The sequence below is a fragment of the Ruminococcus sp. AF37-20 genome (assembly GCF_003460465.1).
Taxonomy (GTDB): domain Bacteria; phylum Bacillota; class Clostridia; order Oscillospirales; family Ruminococcaceae; genus Hominimerdicola; species Hominimerdicola aceti.
In genome coordinates this window covers 101,381-119,800 of sequence record NZ_QTVE01000008.1, presented here as the reverse complement: position 1 = coordinate 119,800, position 18,420 = coordinate 101,381, and the positions used below count along the sequence as shown (strand labels likewise).

The 18,420-nt window shown below is 43.3% G+C and carries 17 protein-coding genes; all 17 read right to left on the bottom strand.

Annotated features, from left to right (window positions below; all coding sequences use genetic code 11):
* Positions 1–14: 14 nt before the first annotated feature.
* Entirely contained in the window at positions 15–242 is a 228-nt protein-coding gene (locus DW015_RS07195) for a hypothetical protein (RefSeq protein ID WP_022286677.1), read from the bottom strand.
* 18 nt (positions 243–260) lie between these two features.
* A complete protein-coding gene (locus tag DW015_RS07190) occupies positions 261–713 on the bottom strand; it encodes a hypothetical protein (RefSeq protein WP_117905151.1) in 453 nt (150 codons plus the stop codon).
* On the bottom strand, positions 685–1,335 hold the full coding sequence (locus DW015_RS07185; protein WP_117905150.1) for a signal peptidase I: 651 nt from the start codon (positions 1,333–1,335) through the stop codon (positions 685–687). The genes DW015_RS07190 and DW015_RS07185 overlap by 29 nt, the downstream gene beginning before the upstream one ends.
* Positions 1,336–1,389: 54 nt before the next feature.
* Positions 1,390–3,504: a DUF2357 domain-containing protein gene (locus DW015_RS07180; protein ID WP_117905149.1), complete on the bottom strand. Its 2,115-nt coding sequence runs from the start codon at positions 3,502–3,504 to the stop codon at positions 1,390–1,392.
* 36 nt (positions 3,505–3,540) lie between these two features.
* Positions 3,541–5,109: a hypothetical protein gene (locus DW015_RS07175; RefSeq protein WP_117905148.1), complete on the bottom strand. Its 1,569-nt coding sequence runs from the start codon at positions 5,107–5,109 to the stop codon at positions 3,541–3,543.
* A gap of 21 nt (positions 5,110–5,130) precedes the next feature.
* Complete coding sequence (locus DW015_RS07170; protein ID WP_117905147.1) at positions 5,131–5,790, bottom strand: signal peptidase I; 660 nt, start codon at positions 5,788–5,790, stop codon at positions 5,131–5,133.
* A 44-nt stretch (positions 5,791–5,834) separates the two neighbouring features.
* Complete coding sequence (locus tag DW015_RS07165) at positions 5,835–6,569, bottom strand: hypothetical protein (RefSeq protein ID WP_117905146.1); 735 nt, start codon at positions 6,567–6,569, stop codon at positions 5,835–5,837.
* An 18-nt stretch (positions 6,570–6,587) separates the two neighbouring features.
* The gene (locus DW015_RS07160; protein WP_117905145.1) at positions 6,588–7,334 is read right to left on the bottom strand and encodes an EAL domain-containing protein; all 747 of its coding nucleotides are present in this window, start codon (positions 7,332–7,334) and stop codon (positions 6,588–6,590) included.
* Positions 7,335–7,500: 166 nt separating this feature from the next.
* Positions 7,501–8,574: a hypothetical protein gene (locus DW015_RS07155; RefSeq protein WP_046440377.1), complete on the bottom strand. Its 1,074-nt coding sequence runs from the start codon at positions 8,572–8,574 to the stop codon at positions 7,501–7,503.
* 396 nt (positions 8,575–8,970) lie between these two features.
* On the bottom strand, positions 8,971–10,344 hold the full coding sequence (gene scfB / locus DW015_RS07150) for a thioether cross-link-forming SCIFF peptide maturase (RefSeq protein ID WP_117905144.1): 1,374 nt from the start codon (positions 10,342–10,344) through the stop codon (positions 8,971–8,973).
* 118 nt (positions 10,345–10,462) lie between these two features.
* Positions 10,463–10,606: a six-cysteine ranthipeptide SCIFF gene (gene scfA, locus DW015_RS07145; protein WP_013498654.1), complete on the bottom strand. Its 144-nt coding sequence runs from the start codon at positions 10,604–10,606 to the stop codon at positions 10,463–10,465.
* A gap of 98 nt (positions 10,607–10,704) precedes the next feature.
* A complete protein-coding gene (locus tag DW015_RS07140; RefSeq protein WP_117905143.1) occupies positions 10,705–11,109 on the bottom strand; it encodes a TIGR04086 family membrane protein in 405 nt (134 codons plus the stop codon).
* Positions 11,110–11,215: 106 nt separating this feature from the next.
* Positions 11,216–11,548, bottom strand: coding sequence for a preprotein translocase subunit YajC (gene yajC / locus DW015_RS07135; protein ID WP_022287272.1), 333 nt, complete (start codon positions 11,546–11,548; stop codon positions 11,216–11,218).
* Between the two features lie 94 nt (positions 11,549–11,642).
* The gene (gltA, locus tag DW015_RS07130) at positions 11,643–13,028 is read right to left on the bottom strand and encodes an NADPH-dependent glutamate synthase (RefSeq protein WP_117892367.1); all 1,386 of its coding nucleotides are present in this window, start codon (positions 13,026–13,028) and stop codon (positions 11,643–11,645) included.
* A complete protein-coding gene (locus tag DW015_RS07125) occupies positions 13,028–13,861 on the bottom strand; it encodes a sulfide/dihydroorotate dehydrogenase-like FAD/NAD-binding protein (protein WP_046440370.1) in 834 nt (277 codons plus the stop codon). The genes gltA and DW015_RS07125 overlap by 1 nt, the downstream gene beginning before the upstream one ends.
* Before the next feature lie 204 nt (positions 13,862–14,065).
* Complete coding sequence (locus tag DW015_RS07120; protein ID WP_207659364.1) at positions 14,066–15,223, bottom strand: family 10 glycosylhydrolase; 1,158 nt, start codon at positions 15,221–15,223, stop codon at positions 14,066–14,068.
* A gap of 317 nt (positions 15,224–15,540) precedes the next feature.
* Positions 15,541–18,414: an Asp-tRNA(Asn)/Glu-tRNA(Gln) amidotransferase subunit GatB gene (gene gatB, locus DW015_RS13905; protein WP_181979869.1), complete on the bottom strand. Its 2,874-nt coding sequence runs from the start codon at positions 18,412–18,414 to the stop codon at positions 15,541–15,543.
* Between the last annotated feature and the right edge of the window lie 6 nt (positions 18,415–18,420).

The window sequence follows — 18,420 nt, the reverse complement described above, 5'->3', positions numbered from 1 at the left end:
TTTGGCGACCTCCATTATTTCATCGAGTCAAGCTCTTTCTGCAATTCTATCATGTGATTTCTGCAAGCGGTTATCTCGCCTGTGTATTTGTTAAACCACTCAACGTCCATTTCGTTAGGCTCTTCCTGCAAAAGAATTGCCTGAACCAGTGCTGATTGTGAACGTGATCTCTTACGCTCTATTTCCTCGATAGTAAGTCTGCATTTCTTTATTTCTCTTTTAAGCTGCCCTTTACTGCTCACGTTATTGTCCTCCTTGCATTAATTTCCCATTTTATCAACCGAATCAACTATCTCGTTGACTTCCCTATAGCCTTTGTCAAGATTTTCGGTGATATGGTCAAGTGCTTTTTTTACGTCCTCAAGCTTGCCCTGCATTTGTTCGGGGTACTTCACAAAGCAGTAATGAAGCTCATTTATAGCCTTCTGCTCATCAGTGTAATCGTCGATAAGAAACACCAGCGACCTTGCCGCACCCATGTCCGAAAGTATCATGTTATATCTTGTTGGAAGATCCTTGCCGCTTTCAAGATAAGTGTCTATCTCCTCAGAGGCGGCAGACAGATTTTCCATATACTTAGCAATGTAAGTCTTTCTGACTTCCTCGGACTTGTCCATATAAAGCCCTATGAAAACAAACAGCCCTGCTATTGCCGCAATACAAATAATGATAGCCGTTATCATTTTAGCCTTCATTATCTTTTCCTGATTCAAAGCTGTTCGCCTCCTTTTTCTCATTTTCCTGCATTTTCAGCCGCTGAACTTCCTTTTCAACAGCCTCACGCATAAGCTTTTCTTTTTCTTTTTCAGCCGCTTTCAAGGCTTCCTCACGGTTTGAATATATTTTTATCTCAGCGATAGTTTTCACCTCATACACAGCCATGAAAACGGTTGGGATTATCACCAACAGCATAAGCAACTTTTTTCCCGATGCAAAAGACCCAAGCCATTTGAAAAATCTGAGCTTTCCATAGTATTTTCCAATAATGCTGTCTTTTTGCACCGTCACGCTGTCCTCTATTTTGTTAGCATCGCCTTTAGTAACAAAAGTGCCGTCGCTCAAAACCTCAGATATCCTGTGAGTATTTATCTCGCCTTTAATACTATCATCCTGAGAGTAGAACGAAATGATATCCCCTGCCTTTAAGCTGTCAGTATCCGTCCTTTTGATGTAAATATAGTCGCCCTCATGTATAGACGGCTCCATACTTCCGCTCACGACCTTCAGTACGCTGTAACCAAAAATGCTTGCTGTTTTGCCGATACAGCCGCAGACCATTATGTACACCGTCACACTCAGCAGTGCCGCAAACACAGCAGAGCCAAGTATTGTCAAAGCTATTTTTACTCTCCTCAACGCCTTGCCGATGATAACGACTCTCCCTCCGTGTTATTGTTTGCTATATTTCTCTTTCAAATGCCTTGCCATTCTGCCAACTGCTGAAACATGATACTCCTTGTAAAGCCTCTTCATCTCAGTGTCGATAGCTTTCTGCTCCTCAGCGGTGCGCTGTGGCGGAATATATGGTCTTGGCGGTCTGTTCTTTCGCTCAAGACGTTTTCTCTTTTTAAACTGCCTGTTTTTTATACGCCTCTTTACATCATATTTCAGATACGGAGCATATTTTTCATAAATGATCTCAATTTCACGCTCTGCACGTTTTCTCTCTGCCTCAGCCAGTTCTTTTTCCTTCTTGACTTTGAGCATTCTAATATAGTCCGGATTATCCGTCACAACAGGTATGATACCAAATGCGTGAGCCAGAACATATGTTATGCCACGTTTTGCCATGTAATATGGATTTTTGGAATATTCTTTAAATATCTCATTGATATTTTTATTCTCAAAGCTTTCACGTTCAGCTTTAAGACGCTCAGCACGTTCACGCTCACGGCGTTCCTGCTCACGCTGCTGTTGTGCTTCTTTCGCCTTTTTTGCAGCGATCTCAGGGGACTCATACTCTGACACAAAGCTTGCAGACACAGCTTCTTCATTCGTGCTGATCTGCTGATCCATAGCAGATCCAAGGCTGCTGCGGACGAGCTTTTTCTCCTCTCGGATCCTGGCTCTTTCCTCACGGACACGCTGCTCCTCTTCACGGCGCTGACGCTCTTCCATTTGCCTTTTGCGTCTTGCGATCTGCTTGATCTCTTCCTCTTTTTCACGGCGTTCACGTTCCTCACGCTCCGCCTTTTCTCTTGCAGCCTGCTCTGCCTGCTGTTTTTGGATAAGCTCCAATCGTCTGCGTTCAGCTTCCTCATGCTCCAGCCTTATGCGCTCTTCTTCCTCACGCAACTGACGCTCAAGTTTCTCCTGCTCGGCACGCTTTCTTTCAGCTTCTGCAGCCGCAATCTCCTCAGCCCTCTTACGGTCTTCCTCGTCTTTGAGAAACTGCTTTTCTATCTCAACTATACGGTCAAGCTCTGCCGTAAGGTTTCCCTCATCTTCGGCAGTCATACCCATATCTGTCTTACTTGCACTACTTTGTTCGCCCTCGCCAACTATGACATCATATTTATCAGACGTCTGCTTATCAAAACGCCTGACAACCTTTGGTGCGAGGGTCTTGCTCTGTATGGTTTTAAGCTTCTCCGGCTTGTCTGCCCCATGAGTATAGGAGCGGAAAAGCATATAGTTCATTGCCGTCAGACCGTATATATCCTCAATATAAGAATCATCAGGTCTTTGTGCAGTATCGGAAACGTTGACCTCGTAGCCTGCCTTATCGTAGCTTTCGATAAACTGCCAAAGGGTAAGACACGCCATAAGGTCCACATTTTTGGTGATAGCGTTTGTTCTCATAACAGGCGGTCTGATAAAAGCGTTGCCAAGAGTGGTACAAAGCACTGAGCCTTTATAGCCCTCGATAGCCTTTTTTACCTTTTCAAGCCTTGTCCAAACGTTAGTATCCTTGCTGCCGCCGGCAAGACTGTCAACAGTTTCTATCTTAAAACTTATGTTGACCTTTCTGCCGTCGCCGCTGTCAGCCACGGTATCGTAATTAAAAGAATAAGCCTCCTGCGCCTCTGCGGTCTGGACAAGCTTATTGTATCTTATATTTATAAAAATGTATAGCCTGTCGATAAGGGTATTTACAAATCTATTTTCATATGTATCGAGAGTTTCCTCTTTATGAATGTTGAGTATCTTTGACGGAGTTATCTTTCCTGTCTTTTTGTCGATATCCTGAATAAGATCGGTATGCTGTCCCAGATGTTTTATGGACTCTACCGTTATCTTCCTTGACATAGCGATAGGCACGATCTCTTCCACTTCTTTAATGGTGTTTCTGGGATTTCTTATTACCGTATCAAGATGTGGCAGAGCTTTTTCTATCTCTGTGAGCCAGGACGAATCAATATTCTTCTCGATTATCTTACGATTAAAGGATACAGTTTTTTCGCCCGAAAGAAGCAAGGCACGGGCTGCCGCAAAGCTGTTATTGCCGTCAAGCGTCTTTACAGCATTATCAAAAGCTGCACGCTGTTCGTTGTATTCGCTCATGCCCGTCCCTCCTCTCAAAATTTATGAGTACAAATTTTAGTACAGCTTTTGCAATCTTTCAAGATATGCTATAGACTCTTTCATGGTGTTTCTGCCAAAAAGCTTCTGCATATAGGTGCAAAACTCTTTCAGCTCTTCTCTTAGCATTGCCAAGTTAAGCGACTCAAATTTTCTGAATATCTTTGTGGCAAGCACATAGTCAATGCCGTCAAGCTCCTCTCCACCGCAGGCAACATATACAGGAACAAACAGGTTCATCTGTTTAAGTATACGGTTACCGAAAGCCACTCTCAGCTTTTCGATCACCCACAGGTCAAGCTGCTGTATCTTTTTCAGACTGTCCTGTGAAACAGGATACATTTGAAAAGCTTCCTTGAAAAGTGTATCAAGATGTTCAAAGCTTAAATTCATAGGCGGCGTGTCAGGAGCGTCAAAGGCAACTCCCTTTGCGTCAAGATTGATAGGCTGCGCACGGTCGTATACCTTATCTGAGATAGTGAACGTGGAATCGTCGTTGTTGGCAGTACCGATATACCAAATGTTCTGCGGAATACGCAACTTGCCTTTGTCAAGGCGAACAGGGTCGGTGCTCCACACGTTAGGAACAAGATCAAGCTCCCACTCGGCAGGATCAGGCATTTCAAGAATCGAGAGCATTTCTGCAAAGTAATATTCCACTCTCGCAATGTTCATCTCGTCGAGGAGTATGAAGTTTACATCGTCATTGTATTCAGAAGAATAAATTCTTTTGAGGACTTCTGTTTCATTAAAGTTCTTCGTGAACTCGTTGAAGTAGCCAAAAAGCTCAGTTCTGTCACGCCATGACGGCTGAACAGAAGCAATAGTGGTATCTTTCTGCAAGAACTTACCGAATGAATATGGCAAAGATGTTTTACCTGTACCAGAGATACCTTGCAGGATAATGAGCTTTGTTGAAGCCATGCCTGCAATGAAAAGTCGGATAGTTTTTATGTCATAATAAAGGTGCATTCTTGAGCAGGCAAAGTTTCTGTATGCTTCGCAGATACCGCTAAGGGTGATGTCATTATTGTAAGCAGGCGGCTCGTATGTCTTGTAGAAATTGTCCACCTCGATAAGCTTTGAAAAACGGCAGTCTGCTGTCTGAACAACGCCGTCCACAATGGTTTGAGCTTCGCCCTGTGCAGGCATCTGCTCGCCCTCTGCAAGCTTTGTTTCACCCTCTGCAAGAGCGGTGTTATCATATACGCCAAGCTGAGCCACCTTCATTGCCATGATCTCATCTTTTTCCTTAGTCATTTTGACCACCTGACGCTGCAGGTCAGATATCTCTTCGATAAGATCCTCGTTGCTGACGATAGAGTGTCTGAATCTTATGTACTTTCTCACAGCAAGCACTATCATAAAAATAATAAGCACAAAAATAGCCACAACAACGATAATTGCAAGCACAGAAAGTATCCAGCCCAGCGCACCAAAGTCTGCCGAGTAGGTCTTGAATATCCTTATGTAGTTTTTTATATTGAAGATCTGTTTTATGCCGTTCCACAGACCCTTGAAGATCTGCCCAAAGCCTGCAAGCATTGACGACATGAAAACAAAAAACCATTTCAGAAATCCATTCATAATGTATCACCCAAGCAGCAGTTATTTATCATTTTTCTCCTGCTGTGCATTTTCCTCTTCCTGTTCCTTCTGCTGTGCAAGGTATTCCTCAACTGCACGTCTTTTTATTTCTTCCTCATCGCTCTCTGTGATAGCAGGACGCTTTATCTCGATTATGGTTGCGATAAGCTTATAAAGCTCAAAGAGGAAAAACAGTGCTATCGGCAGAAGTATGCAAATGAAAAATCCCGTTTTTGTTCTGAGAAAATCCATTACCTTGCCGAAACCGCCTATTTTTGCACCTTTCCACTGACCGATTATATCACCTGCATAAACAGTGTATGTATCATCTATGTTATTAGCGTCGCCTCGTGTGATAAAGCCTACAGAGCCGTTATCATTGAGTACCTCTGCGATACGGTGGGTATTCTTCACCTTTTTGCCCTCTATAAGAGTCCAGAAAGTGATAACGTCGCCCTTTTTCAGAGAATTGATATCGTCTATTTCCTTTGAGATAATAAGGTCGCCTTTTTTGAAAGTTGGCTTCATTGAGTCAGATTCAACTGTGAGCGGGATATATCCCAGCAGACTTGCCGTACCATTATTCTTATCGGACGAGAACACGAGAATTGTTATAAGCAGTGCAAAGATAAGCACCACCCATGCGATAACATTAAAAACGATCTTCAAAGCTTTTTTCATAATTCAAAACCTCGGAAACCCGAGGCTTCCTCCCTTCTAATTTTTTAAGTTGTTTCAACGATCTTGAAATTCATACCAAGCTTCATTGTGCCACCGATTATTTTGTCAACACAATCAGGGTCATTTCCCTCAAGCCATATAACCACTGTATACTTGTCTTTCTCACCAGGACCAAGCTTTTCACGTCGGTCCTTCATGACCTCAGTAGAGGAGGCGAACTCCTTGTCGCAATCGCTTTCCTTACCGCTGCCGTCAGACTTTGTTTTACCATAAACAGTTTTCTCTCCATTCACGAAAAGCTCCACTCTGACAGCTTCATCAACACCGTTCGTGACGTTCTCGATAGTCATTTCGCTGTCATAGCTAAGTGTGTCTTTACCGGAATTTATGAGATAGAAAGTATAAGCTATATACCCCTCGCCATTATGGCTGCCGTTTATCTTGTCGATATTATCAGGGAGATCTTCGCCGCTGATATTTGTCATATCGTAGAGGATATCCGCATTGAGCCTTGAATTGCTCGTGGTATAGTCAGGAGTTTCCGAAAGAGTAAGCCCCTGATCTATCATATCATACTTACTTATCTTAACTGTAAAGCTACCGTACTTGTCGTAAAAATAAGACACCGCATAGGCCGCCGCCACGATAGCGATAAGTATAATGGCAAGTATTTTAAGCAATCTCATCAATACCACATAGCGTTTAGCTTCCTTGGCGGTCCTGCGAAGTGCAAGGGTATCGACTACTCTTGTATTTTTATCTGTATTTTTACCGTCCAAAACCGTATCACCCGTTTATTACTCATTTCTATTGCGAACGTATCTTTCCGCAATATATTTTCCTGCATTTTCTCCCGAATAGTAAAGGCACTGCATACCGCTGAGCTGTTTCACCTGCTTATCATCAGTAATTCCGTCAGCTATGACCTCAGCATTAAGGTCAAAAACGAAATTCAGCAGAGAGTTCACGCAGGTATCATACCTGTCGCTCTTACCGAGAACCTGAGCCACTGAGCCGTCAAGCATGATATTATCCACCTTGAACTCGGCTGTTTTCAGCATTTTAAAGCCCTCAGTGCCGAAGCCTGTAAGCAGAAAATGAAAGCCCTGTCTTCTCATAAGAGCCACGTTATCTGCCGCTGTGCTGTCAGCTTCATCAAGCACATCAGGCGACAACTCAAAGCAGACACGCTCATACTTCACGCCAAACTTATCGCAATAATCTGCCGCAACTCTCGGAGCTTCCGTCTGCCTTAAAAATCTTGCAGGCATGAACACGCTTGCCCAATCAACGTCCACTTCCCTTTCGTGAAACTTGCCCAAAGCCTGCAAGAGCTGAACGAAAGCAAGCTTGAAAATGCTAACACATCGGTCGGAAAGCTGAGCCACAGGGAGATAATCCGCAGGCATAAGCGTTCCCATAGCAGGTGAATTTAGCCTTGTTTGCGACTGCAAAAAAGTGACCCTGCCGCTGTCGGTATTTTTTATAGGTCTATAGAAAAGCTCCACGGCACGAACACCGTCAACTGTTGAATTACCGTTCAAAGCAAGTCACTTCCTTTCCTGTTCCAATGTTTTATTATAGCATATTTTCGACAAAAAGTAAAGAAAAATCGGGATATTTCCCCAAATATGGAAAATTATTTTTTATGCCCATTTACCAAAAAACGCCGAATTTCTTCGGCGTCTTTTTTGTTTTATTGTTTGTTGATTAGTTGCCTGCGTTATCCTTTGCCTGGAAATCGAGCTGAATTGTCCAATCCTGATTTGCAGTTGCATCATTACAGAATTTGCTTTCGCCCTCAATCCATACTCTTACAACAAAGCCCTCAACTGAATACTCGTTGTTTCCTGCACCAGCAAGTTCAAATACAGTAGTAAGATTGTCCAAGCTATCTCTGCTAGTTGGAACGGCTTTTTGTGCTGTACCCTTGGTAAAAGTAATGGTATCAAGTTTAGCACCATAATTAGCACCCTCTGTTGTCTTTATACCCTTATTATCCGTGTAGTTGTCCCAATTAAGACCAAATACACTCGCTTTATCGCCAAGAAGAGTGTACTTTGTATCTGCATAGCCAGCAACTGCACTAGCTTTTGTAACAGATAAAGTATTTGTAACTGTTGTACTATCATTTGCCTCAGTTGCAGTTTTCAACGGCAAAACAGCAACTCTAACTGCTTTTTGCAAATCATTTTCAGTATTATTCTCACTATCCTTATTCTTAATTGTAACACGACACTGAACGTCCTGTTTAGTCTGTTTTGTTGACCTTATCCACATTGGAACGTCAACATAATATCCGTCAGCACCAGAAGCTTCATCTGTTGCAAGAGCTGTATTTGCGGTTGTAGTTCTCGCTGTCAAAGTTGCTTCATCAGTTGCGGCTTTAACCTTAGTATCAGCCATAACAGCTCTACCACCAGCGTATATACCACTATCCTCAGCGTAGAACAAGCTATTACCATCAACTGTTGAAGCCGGCTTCAATTTTCCAACTTTTTCATAATACTGACCAATATCAACTGTGCTTACCCAAGAAATGTTGTCAGCTGTAGGAGTCAAATCAGATGAACTCAAAACACCATTGTCAACCTGTCCGAGTGAAATTTCAAGTGAGCCACCCGCTGTAGCGGCAAGGTTAAGCCCTGTAACTTCAGCAGTCTTGCTGAGCGTAAACCAAGCATAAGTAGCAGTAGAAAGCATTACAGCGGAAGTTGTGAGCATTGCAACTGCAGGTATAAGTTTTTTCTTAGCAGAAGTATTCTTCTTTTCGTTAGTTTTCATATCTCTTCGTCCTTTTCATAATAATTTGTCGTTTTATACTGTCCGATACAGAGGGCGCTCGTTATAGCCGATTTGCGGTAACATGACCGCCAAGCACCTTTTGTTTATGTCAATATTATACTAAATTCGACCCGCTTTGTCAATAAGCTACCAGCTTAGTATACATTATATTTATCTTAATACTTATTAACACGTCAGACACATTCTGCTATTTTCCGACATTATCATACTATGTAATAACAGCAGAAAGCACGGAATAACGTCATTTGTTATTCCGTGCTTTTTAAAACGATTATTCAATAAATTTTTTTGTTAAACTTCAAACGTTTTAGTACATATTAAGTTTATATATGTACACAAAAGTTACCATGCGTAAAATTTACAAAACATTTATATTCATTCTGCGCCGTCGAGCATTTTAACAGCCTTCATCATGATAGCACATTCAAGACGCTTCTTCTGTATCTGACATGACAGCTTGTGCGCATTGTGGATATCACCTGCGTAAATGTAGTTGTTTGCATTGCAACCGCCACTGCAATAGAACTTTGCCCAGCACTTCTTGCACTCAGGCTTGTTGTAAACGTGTGCGTGAGCAAACATATCTTTCATTTCCTCGTTAAATGTGCCGTCATAGAGATTGCCCATTTTGAACTCAGTGATACCAACGAACTGATGACATGGGTAAATATCGCCGTCAGGTGTAACAGAAACATACTCGTTTCCGCTTCCACAGCCCCTAAGTCTTTTGATTGCGCAAGGGCCTTGGTCGAGGTCTATCATAAAATGGAAGAAGTTTATGAACTTGCCCTCGTCCCTTATCTTCTGTATCTTCTCGGAAAGTATCTCATACTCCTTGAAGATCCTCGGCAGGTCAGCCTCAGTGATAGCATAAGGCTCGCTAGGGTCAGCCATAACAGGCTCAACGGATATCTGGTCGAATCCAAGGTCATAAAGGTGCATTACATCATTTGAGAAGTCAAGATTATACTTTGTGTAAGTGCCTCTTACATACCAGTCCTTGTTCTTAGGACGCTTGTCCACAAGTCGCTTGAAGTTAGGGATTATCCTGTCATAGCTTCCCGTGCCGTCAACACGCACTCTCATTCTGTCATTGACTTCTTTTCTTCCGTCGATAGACAGAACAACGTTGTACATTTCCTTGTTGATAAAGTCTATCATCTCGTCAGTGAGGTGTACACCGTTTGTGGTAACAGTAAATCTGAACTTTTTATTGTGTGGCTCCTCCTGTGAACGTGCATACTCAACAAGCTTTTCTACCGTACCGAAATTTAGTGACGGCTCACCGCCGAAGAAGTCCACCTCAAGAAATTTTCTGTCTCCTGAACGCTCTATAAGAAAATCTATAGCACGCTTGCCTGTTTCATAGTCCATGAGCATTCTGCCCTGACCAAAATCGCCTGTTGACGCAAAGCAGTATTTACATCTCAGGTTACAGTCGTGAGCAATATGCAAACACATAGCCTTGATAGGCGAAGCCACAGCAGACAGGGCATACTTTTCGTAATCATCCTCGCTGAACAATATCTTGTCATTATAAAGAGAAACTATCTCCTCATAGCAATCCTCGATATCCTTGCTGTCATACATCTTTGACAGCTTTCTTACAACGTCCTCAGGACATTTCTCCTCAAAAGGCGGCTCAACATTGTCTAACAGATCATATGTCAGATCGTCTATAATATGTACTCCGCCACTGTTCACGTCAAGCAGTGCATTAAAGCCGCCAAGCTTAAACTTGTGTATCATTTAAAAATCACCTTTCACATTTATATTCATATACAAATTTATACAAAAATAAAGGGACATAAAAATGTCCCTTTAGCAAGGCGTGTGTACGCTCGCACGCCTCAGAAAGATCGGAATATTAAGCCTCTCTCTCGCACTTCTGGTTAGCAACTGTGCAGGAGGTCTTGCAAGCTGACTGACATGATGCCTGACACTTGCCGCAGCCACCCTTAGCAGCAGTCTTCTTGAGATTAGCCTTATTGATCGTCTTGATATGTTTCATAGGATTTTACCTCCAATAATTGATTTACATTAATTATACCACATATCCCACTATGTTTTATGAACGAATAGTTAATGCAGTATAAATATTTATCCTTATCAAAAACGGCTGCTTTTAGAATTTACCCCTACAACTCCGCCTACGCCTGCACACACAAGTGTAAGCACAAGCTTTGCAGGCACGGAAAAGCTTTCGGCAGCTTTTGAAAACAGTGCACTGAGAATGACAATGATAAGAAAAATGAACACTCCGCACAGCACACCTGACAGCAGACCGTTTCTACGCTGCCTTTTTCCGCAGACATATCCCCCTGCATACGCCCCGATACCAAGTGCCGCTGTTGACATCACCGACAGCATAAGATCGGTGGCATCTATCTTAGTGATAACATACGCAAAAGCAAGCACAGCAACAAATATCGCACCGCACCCCACGCAGGCAGACAACGCCGTTGACGACAGCAAAGAAAGCTTTCTGCCCCCAAAAAGCCTGTTATTTTTCATATCCGCACCCCCACACTGAATATCCTAAAGAAATTATATTCAAAGCCACGGACAATAAGAACACAAAAAGGGACGGATAAAACTACCCGTCCCTTAAAAGCAATATTTACTTTGCGTCACCGTCATGAATTGTTTCGTTCTTAGCGATAGCCCACTTTTTAACACGGATCTTACTTCTGTCGCCGCCTGTTTCGATAACAACAGTGTCGTCCTTGATGGAGAACACGATACCAACGATTCCGCCGTTTGTAACGACCTCGTCACCTATCTCAAGGTTATCTCTCATCTCAGCGTCTTTCTTATCCTGCTTTTTCTGCGGACGGATAATAAAGAAATAGAAGAACACGATTATGAGTACCAGTGGGATAAAAGTCATGGCAAGTGATGCAGGTGAACTCTGCTCAGCAGCCAAAACTGAAATAATTGCTGACAAATTCATCAAAAGACCTCCAAATCTAATAATACTATATTAGTATATCAGATATTTGCACAAACTTCAAGCCTTTTAACAAATAATTTTCATTTACAAGAAATTATTTCTTGTTCTTGATATACTCGTCGATAGCGGCGGCAGCCTTTTTGCCTGCGCCCATAGCGAGGATAACAGTAGCAGCGCCTGTAACAGCGTCACCGCCTGCGTAAACGCCTTCCTTAGTTGTTGACTCGTTCTCGTCAACGATAAGGCAGCCGTGATCGTTTGTTTCAAGACCGGGAGTTGTACTTCTGATAAGTGGGTTAGGTGATGTACCGATAGACATGATAGCTGTATCAACGTCAAGAATGAAGTTTGAACCCTCGATAGGGATAGGACGTCTTCTGCCGCTTGCGTCAGGCTCGCCCAGCTCCATTTTGATGCACTCCATGCCGTTTACGTGACCATTCTCGTCGCCAACTATCTTAACAGGGTTATTAAGAACGAGGAACTCGATGCCCTCTTCCTGAGCGTGATGAACCTCTTCCTTTCTTGCAGGAAGCTCGTCCATTGAACGTCTGTATACGATATAAACGTGCTCAGCGCCAAGTCTCATTGCAGAACGAGCAGCGTCCATAGCAACGTTACCGCCGCCGACAACAGCTACGTTCTTTGACTTCATGATAGGGGTATCATAATCGTCCTTGTATGCCTTCATAAGGTTGATTCTTGTAAGGTACTCGTTAGCAGAGTAAACACCTACAAGGCCTTCGCCCTCGATACCCATGAATCTTGGAAGACCTGCGCCTGAGCCTACAAATACAGCTTCATAGCCCATGCCCATAAGCTCGTCGATAGAAAGAACTCTGCCGATAACCATGTTTGTCATGATATGTACGCCCATGTTTGTCAGATTGTCTATCTCGTGCTGAACGATAGCCTTTGGAAGTCTGAACTCAGGGATACCATACATAAGAACGCCGCCTGCTGTATGGAATGCCTCATAGATAGTTACGTCGTAACCAAGCTTAGCAAGGTCGCCTGCAACTGTAAGGCTTGAAGGACCACCGCCGACAACAGCTACCTTGTGACCGTTTGGTTCAGCCTTTTCTACGGCAACTGCCTTGTCCATCATATAGTCTGCACAGAATCTCTCAAGTCTGCCTATACCGACAGGCTCGCCCTTGATACCTCTTACACACTTGCCCTCACACTGATGCTCCTGTGGACATACACGTCCGCAAACAGCCGGCAGAGCATTTGTTGTCTTGATGATAGCATAAGCTTCTTCAAACTTGCCCTCTGCTACCTTTGCGATAAACTCAGGGATCCTAACGCTTACAGGACATCCTGTCATACAAGGCTTGTGCTTACAGTTAAGACATCTCTGAGCTTCTTCTATAGCCTGCTCAGGGGTGTAACCCAAAGTAACTTCCTTGAAGTTTCTAGCTCTTACCTTTGGCTCCTGCTCTGCGATAGGAGTCTTTGTCAAACTCATATTAGCCATTATCTTACACCTCCAGTAAGTCTGCACAAGTGAGCCTTTTCCTGCTCCTTATAAGTTGAGTTTCTTCTCATAAGCTCGTCGAAATCTACCTTCTGACCGTCAAAGTCAGGGCCGTCTACGCAAGCATACTTGATCTTGCCGTCAACAGTTACACGACATCCGCCGCACATTCCTGTGCCGTCGATCATGATAGGGTTGAGTGAAACGAGAGTCTTGATATCATAAGGCTTTGTTACCTTGCAAACGAACTTCATCATTGGAACTGGTCCGATAGCGATAACTTCGTCAAACTTAGCACCACCGTCAATAAGCTCCTGAAGCTTGTTTGTAACAAATCCGTGATAGCCGTATGAACCATCGTCTGTACAGATATGAAGATGTGAAGAAGCCTTGCCCATTTCGTCCTCGAGGATAACGATATCCTTGCTTCTGAAGCCTGCGATAAGGTCAACCTCAACGCCCATGCTGTGGAGTTTCTTAGCCTGTGGGTAAGCGATAGCACAGCCAACGCCTCCGCCTACTACTGCAACTCTCTTGATACCCTCGTCATACTCTGTGGCAACGCCGAGAGGACCAACAACGTCATGGATATAGTCGCCCTCATTAAGTCTTGCAAGCTCAGTTGTAGATGCACCTACTACCTGAAAAATAATTGTGATCGTGCCCTTTTCTCTGTCATAGTCAGCGATAGTGAGCGGAACACGCTCGCCCTTCTCATCAACTCTGTAGATGATGAACTGACCAGCTTCAGCCTTAGCGGCAATGTAAGGTGCGTCGATCTCCATAAGAACAACAGCGTCGTTGAGCTGTCTTCTTGTTACGATTTTGTACACTAAAATCCCTCCCTGAATAATTAGCAAAATAAAATTGTTTTAGGCAAATAATACAAAAACATTTTCTATTATCGCCTTACAGCATATAACATTATACTATATTTAAAAAGAAATTTCAATAGTTTTTTGTTTACTTCCATAAATTTTATAATAATATATCACAATTTGTTTACATTTAACATACCATAATTTATATATCACATATCATTTCGCAGATGTAGCAAGTTTATCAAAGGCAATTTCGATATACTCCTGCTCCTGAGCACCTCTTTCACTGCCACCAAACAAGCTTGCATAGCCGTATACCGCCGCTCCTGCGTAGTTATAACTAACTACGGCGTCATTTATCTGCCTGCCGATAATGCCAATATTTTCAGAAAATTCACTCTCACTGTCTATCTTATATACTCCCAGACCTGCCACCAGCGTAACATCAGTTGTGCAGATATCAGCCCACTGCTGTAGGGTATCCTCATAAGGCTTGACAGAATTTTCATAACCGAAGTATATCTGCGGACAAATGTAGTCTATATACCCCTCCTCGCTACACCACTTTTTCACATCAGCGTACATATATTCATAATTATTTTCCATATTTCCCTGAGGCGAAACTCCCACCAGAATATCCTTATCCACTTCTTTTACCGCACTGTATATCTCCCCCACCATAAGGGAGATATTGTTCAGCCGCCATTTTGCCAGATCGTCAAACTCCGTCTGGGCAGAAAAGCACTGAGCGTCAAAGTCCTCAGCCGTTGTGGGATAAAAATAATCGTCAAAATGTATACCGTCAATATCATAATTTTCTGCAAGCTCCGCCGCACCCTCTGCTATAAGCTGCCTTACCTCATCATAAGCAGGGTCGAGCCACAAATGGCTGTCGCCCTCAACGCTTTCAAGATAGCCATTGTCCTCATCATACCATTTTTTCAGAAGAAAGCTATCGTCATAATTCTGAAAACATTCCTCATTCTCACACCTGAGAGGATTTATCCATGCGTGAAAAGAAAGCCCCTTATCATGTGCGGTCTGTATCATTATATCAAGCGGGTCAAAGTCACCCTGCTCACCTGCCATGCCTGTTATATATCTTGATGCAGGATAAAGTTCCGAATCATATATAGCGTCCCCGAAAGGTCTGACGTGGACATACAGCGTATTACAACCTATGCTCAAAGCATTTTCACACGCCTGAGAAAAGTTCTCACGAAATTCCTCGGCACTTTTCCCGATGAGCATATCAGCAAGGTCAATATAGGATATCCATATAGCTTTCTGCACAGTATAATTAAGCTTGTGTGACGTTTCCACATCAGTGTAGTTTTTCTCTCCGCACACAGGTATCACCGATGCTTTTTCCATAGTCACAAGCCTGTCCCTCTGGGAATTTACATCACCTCCGCAGGAGCAAAGGGTCAAAAAACAAATAAGTAAAGTAAGAATTTTTTTCAAGAATATCAGTCCTCCGAATCAGTATCAATGAATTATACTATTCTTATTGGACAAATATTCAGCTTATATTCAAATACTGTAGGGGACGGCGCCCCCGACGTCCCGTTTTCGTCTTATCGCCAAGCAAAAAACATAAAAATGGCATGGTGATATGCGGACGACCTCAGGTCGCCCATACAAAAAAGAACGGACAGACCTGCCCGTTCTTTGATAAACATATTTGCAGACTATGGAAGAAGTCTGTTGATATCTCTTGGGAACAGTGATGTTTCCCTGATGTTGTTCTTGTTAAGAAGCTTCATGAGAAGTCTTTCAAGACCGATACCAAGTCCGCCGTGAGGTGGCAGACCATACTTGTGAGCCTCAAGATAGTTCTTGAAATCGTCAGGGTCAAGTCCCTGAGCCTTCATCTTCTCTACCTGCTCGTTATAATCGTGTATTCTCTGACCGCCCGAAGTAATTTCAAGTCCTCTGAACAAAAGGTCGAACTTGTATGCTTCTCTTGGGTCTTCTCTTGAATTCATTGCATAGAACGGAGGCTTTGATGATGGGAAGTGTGTAACAAAGATAAAGTCTGAATCGTACTTTTCCTTGGCATACTTGCCGAGGTTTACCTCGTCCTCAGGGTCAAGGTCGAACTTCTTGCCGCTTCCCTCGCCGCCTCTCAGCAGTTCGATAGCGTCAGCGAACTTGATAGACGGAACTTCCTTTATCTCAGGAACGTCAGCGTCAAGTATTCTCAGCTCATTCTGATAGTTCTCCTTGATATACTCGAAAATGGATCTGAGCATTGCGATCTCCATTTTCATAACGTCATACATACTGTCGATATAGCCCATTTCAAAATCAAGACCGATATACTCGTTGATATGACGTGAAGTAGCGTGCTTTTCAGCTCTGTATACAGGTGCTATCTCATAAACTCTGTCAAAGAATGCCACAGCCATTTGCTTATAGAACTGCGGTGACTGGTTAAGGAACGCAGACTTGCCGAAGTAGTCAAGGCGGAAGATGTTAGCGCCGCCCTCTGCACCCTGTGCAACAATCTTTGGCGAGTGTATCTCAGTGAAGTTGTTTGCCTGCATGAACTTGTGCATACCCTGAACAAGACCCTCCTGCAGCTTGAATATAGCTCTCTCATAAGGGTTTCTCAGTGAAGCCGCACGGTTGTCAAGGTTTACTTCTATTGTGCAGTTAAGTCTGCCCTGTGATATTTTTAAAGGAAGCTCAGCGGCGTTCGTTGAGATAAGCTTGATAGAATTAAGCTCTATTTCAAGACCATTGAAATCCTTAGGGTTTTCCTTAACGATACCCTTTACGTTTACAAAGAAGCCCTCTCTCAGACCCTCGATAGAATCCTTGCAGTTGTCGGCAGAGTAAACTGTCTGTATAACATCTCTTGAGGTTCTTACAACGATAAAGGCAATGCTGCCCATGTTCTTTATTCTATGAACACAGCCTGAGAACTCAACTTCCTTGCCCATGTTAGCCTTAGCGTCAGCAAGCATAAACTCTTTCTTGACGTCAGCCGTATCTATCATAAGCATTTTGCCGTCATTTTCAGGTACATATTTATCGGCGTTCTCATACTTTGTGAGCTTTGAAGCGTCGATAACGTTATCCTTTACGTCCTCTTTCTTCTCTGCATCAGAAGCGGCACTTGCGGCGGCAGCTTTCAGCTTGCTTTCAAGAATTTCCTTGATTATCTTAGGTGTTGCAACGCCCTTGAGAGCCTTTGTACACTGACCCATGATAAAGCCGAACACCTTTGTTTCGCCGTTCTTATACTGCTCTACCTGTGCGGCATTTGCAGCCAGTATCTCGTCAACGCCTGTCTCGACCTTTGCAGTATCTACAGTGATGAGCATACCCTTGCTCTTTGCAATGTCCATAGGCTTGCCGCCCTCTTCTACCATTGCTCTGAACACGGTCTTAGCGTCGTTCTTTGATACCTTCTCTGTATCAGCCATTTCAACAAGCTCTGCAAACTCCTCAGGTGTGAAGCTGATATTGTTTATATCTATCTCGCCCAGATTTACTCTTCTCATAAACTCGCCGAGAATGAACACAGCCACGCTCTTAGGATTGTTATATCTCTTAAGTGCATTCTCAAAGAAATCTGAGATTATCTTTGTTTGGATAAGCGTTTTTGCGTCTATCTCAGAAATACCGTATTCCTCAGTGTATCTCTTGAATCTGCTGCTTGGCATTTCAGGCAGCTTAGCCTTTATCTCGTCAAGCTGAGCGTCTGTAAGGTTTACCTGAAGAATATCAGGCTCTGGGAAATAACGATAATCGTTAGCGTTTTCCTTTGTACGCATTGAAGTTGTCTTATCTCTGTTTGCGTTGTAACGTCTTGTTTCCTGAACGACCTTTTTGCCGGCTTCAAGAAGAAGCGCCTGTCTTTTTTCCTCATACTTGATAGCTCTGCCAACAGACTTGATAGAGTTGATGTTCTTTATCTCCGCACGAGTACCGAACTCAGTTGCGTCAGGTCTCATAAGAGAGATATTAACGTCGCATCTCAGTGAGCCTTGCTCCATTTTACAGTCGCAAACGCCTGCATACTGCAAAAGCAGAGATATCTGCTCAACGAAAGCCATTGCCTCTTCTGCCGACGCTATATCAGGCTCAGTAACTATCTCGATAAGCGGGATACCGCATCTGTTATAGTCAGCCATTGAGATTCCGTTGAAAGCGTCATGAACGAGCTTACCGGCGTCTTCCTCAAGGTGGATATGGTTTATTCTTATATTCTTTTTCTGACCGTTCACCTCGATAGGCACATAGCCGGGACCTACGATAGGTCTGTAAAGCTGTGATATCTGATATGCCTTTGGCAGGTCAGGATAGAAGTAGTTCTTTCTGTCGAATACCGAAAACTTGTTGATACCGCAGTTGAGCGCATATCCTGCCTTTACAGCATACTCTACAGCCTGCTGATTGATGATAGGCAGAGTACCGGGCATACCTGTACATACAGGGCAGCATCTTGTATTTGGCGCACCGCCGAACTCAGCGGAGCAGTTACAAAAGATCTTAGTTTTGGTAAGCAGCTCGGCGTGGATCTCAAGGCCGATGACCGTTCTCCATTTTTCCATTTGTCT